The 2,809-nt window shown below is 63.3% G+C and carries 3 protein-coding genes and 1 pseudogene; all 4 read left to right on the top strand.

Annotated features, from left to right (window positions below; all coding sequences use genetic code 11):
* On the top strand, positions 1–929 hold a 929-nt coding region (locus JCM21793_RS22845; RefSeq protein WP_025031844.1), incomplete at its 5' end, for an RsmD family RNA methyltransferase.
* Positions 926–1,784, top strand: a pseudogene (locus JCM21793_RS27940) (TrmH family RNA methyltransferase). The gene JCM21793_RS22845 and the pseudogene JCM21793_RS27940, both read left to right, overlap by 4 nt.
* Positions 1,781–2,278 carry a signal peptidase II gene (gene lspA, locus JCM21793_RS22855; RefSeq protein WP_007008129.1) on the top strand — a complete coding sequence of 166 codons (498 nt, stop codon included), beginning with the start codon at positions 1,781–1,783 and terminating at the stop codon, positions 2,276–2,278. Before JCM21793_RS27940 ends, lspA begins: the two are co-directional and overlap by 4 nt.
* Before the next feature lie 63 nt (positions 2,279–2,341).
* Positions 2,342–2,809, top strand: a 468-nt coding sequence (locus tag JCM21793_RS22860) for an alcohol dehydrogenase catalytic domain-containing protein (protein ID WP_025031845.1), incomplete at its 3' end; no start/stop codon positions are given.

Below are 2,809 nucleotides of genomic sequence, written 5' to 3' on the forward strand. Positions count from 1 at the left end.
CGCGCCCCGCGCCGCCGCGGCGCGGCGGTACCCTGCCGGATGAGCGCCTGCCCGTCATTCTCGAAGTGCTGCCCAATGAAGACTATGCCCTGCTCGATTCCGGCGGAGGGCAGAAGCTCGAACAGTACGGCCCCTACCGCATCGTGCGGCCTGAGGGGCAGGCGATCTGGCAACCTGCGCTTGGCCCGTCGGAATGGAACAGGGCGGATGCCATCTTTACCGGCGATACCGACGAAGAAGGCATGGGCCGCTGGCGTTTCCCCAGGGAGCCGCTTGGCGAAACATGGCCGATGCGCCATGACGGGATCGACTATCTCGGCCGTTTCACCTCGTTTCGCCATGTTGGGGTGTTTCCTGAGCAGGCGACGCACTGGTCGCACATGGAAACATTGGTGCGCGAGGCGCGCCGCCCGGTGAAAGTGCTGAACCTGTTTGGCTATACGGGGCTTGCCTCGCTGGTTGCGGCCCGTGCGGGGGCTGAAGTGACCCATGTGGACGCTTCCAAGAAGGCGATCGGCTGGGCACGTGAGAACCAGGAAATGGCCGGTCTTGGCGACAGGCCGATCCGCTGGATCTGCGAAGATGCGGTTAAATTTGCAGAGCGCGAGGCGCGACGCGGCAATGCCTATGACATCGTTCTGTTCGATCCGCCCGCCTATGGGCGCGGGCCCAAGGGCGAAGTGTGGCAGCTGTTCGAGGATCTGCCCTATCTGGCCGATCTCTGCCGCTCGATCCTGACACCCAAGCCGCTGGCGGTGGTGCTGACGGCCTATTCCATCCGCGCGTCCTTCTTCGCCATCCACGCCCTGATGCGCGACACATTCGCCGGCGATGGTGGCCGGGTGGAATCGGGAGAACTGATCATTCGCGAGAAGTCGGCAGGCCGCGCGCTGTCCACCTCGCTCTTTTCGCGCTGGGTGGCATCATGAGCGGACATGAAAACGAGCGGCGCAGGCCGGGTCAGGTGAAGGAAGTCACCAGCCTGACCAATCCGATCATCAAGGACATTCGCGCGCTGGCTCAGAAGAAGTATCGCGACCGCGAACACGCCTTCATTGCGAGGGACAGAAGCTGGTGATCGACGCGTTCGATGCCGGCTGGACGATCCGCACGCTTCTCTATGCCAAGGCGGGGCGCGGCAATGAGGCGGTGGAGCGGCTTGCCGCCCGCACGGTGGCATCCGGCGGTCTTGTTCTGATCGTCAGCGAAAAGGTGATGTCTGCCGTTACCAAGCGCGACAATCCGCAGATGGTGGTGGGTGTCTTCGAACAGAAAACCGTGAAGCTCGATACGGTTAAACCGGCCGAGGGCGAGGTCTGGGTGGCACTCGACCGGGTCCGCGATCCTGGCAATCTGGGCACCGTTCTGCGCACCGTGGACGCCGTGGGCGCAAAGGGCGTCATCCTGGTTGGCGACTGCACCGACCCGTTTTCCTTCGAGACGGTCCGGGCCACTATGGCTCCATATTCGCCGTGCCCATCGTGCGCACCGGCGAAGAGGCGTTTCTCGCCTGGCGGAAAGGTTTTGCCGGCCGGGTTGTGGGCACGCATCTGAAGGGCTCGGTCGATTATCGCACCGTCGATTACAAGAAGGGGCCGGTCCTGCTCCTGATGGGCAATGAGCAGCAGGGCCTGCCGGATCAGCTTGCCGAAAGCTGCGACACGCTCGTGCGCATCCCGCAGGCGGGGCGGGCGGATTCGCTCAATCTCGCCGTGGCAACGGGCGTGATGCTTTATGAAATCCGGCGCGAGGCGCTGCCGCTTGAAGAAAGGGCCGACGCATGAGCGCACGCGCCATCGGGTTCTACGCGCTGCTGATCGTGCTCTTCACGGTCGCAGATCAGGTGGTGAAGGAACTGGTCGAGACGATGATGCCGCTGCATGAGCGGATCGAGCTTCTGCCGTTCCTCTCGCTTCTGCATTCACGCAACACCGGCATTGCCTTCTCCATGTTTTCCGGCATGAGCGACATGGCACTCAGCCTCGTGATGGCAGGCGTGATCCTGTTCATCGGGTATCTCGCACTGCGCACGGGATCTGCCCAAAAATGGGCGCGCCTCGGCTTCGCGCTCATTCTGGGTGGGGCGTTCGGCAATCTCATCGACCGGCTCACCAACGGTTTCGTCACCGACTACATCTATTTCCACACGCCGGTCTGGTCGTTTGCGATCTTCAATCTGGCCGATGTGTTCATCACCATCGGTGCGGGGCTTGTCATCCTCGACGAGTTTCTTGACTGGCGGCGCGGCCGCACGGGTGGCCAGACGCACGCGGATTGACCTCGCGCCCGCCGCGCCGCAAAGTCTGCGATCATCGATGACCGTAACCAGCCGGAGTGAGTGATGGCGGACACGTTTCAAGCGGTTCTGATTTCGCGCGACGAGGACAAGAAGCAGTCGGTCGAATGGACGGAGCTTTCTGAGGACGACCTGATGGAGGGCGACGTTACAGTCGCCGTGGAGGCAACCACGGTCAACTACAAGGACGGGCTCGCCATTACCGGCAAGGCCCCTGTGGTGCGGCGCTTTCCGCTCGTGCCGGGCATCGATTTCGCCGGCACGGTGACGAAATCCACCCATGACGGCTGGAAAGAGGGCGATAAGGTTATTCTCAATGGCTGGGGCGTGGGCGAGACGCATTATGGCGCCTATGCCGGGCGCGCGCGGGTGAATGGCGACTGGCTGGTGCCGCTGCCCGATGGCATGACCCCGAAGGATGCGATGGCCGTGGGCACCGCCGGCTATACGGCCATGCTGTGCGTGATGGCGCTGGAGCGTCACGGCATCACGCCGGAACGCGGGCCGGTGGTG

This window comes from Nitratireductor aquibiodomus NL21 = JCM 21793, from assembly GCF_000615975.1.
GTDB classification, from domain to species: domain Bacteria; phylum Pseudomonadota; class Alphaproteobacteria; order Rhizobiales; family Rhizobiaceae; genus Nitratireductor; species Nitratireductor aquibiodomus.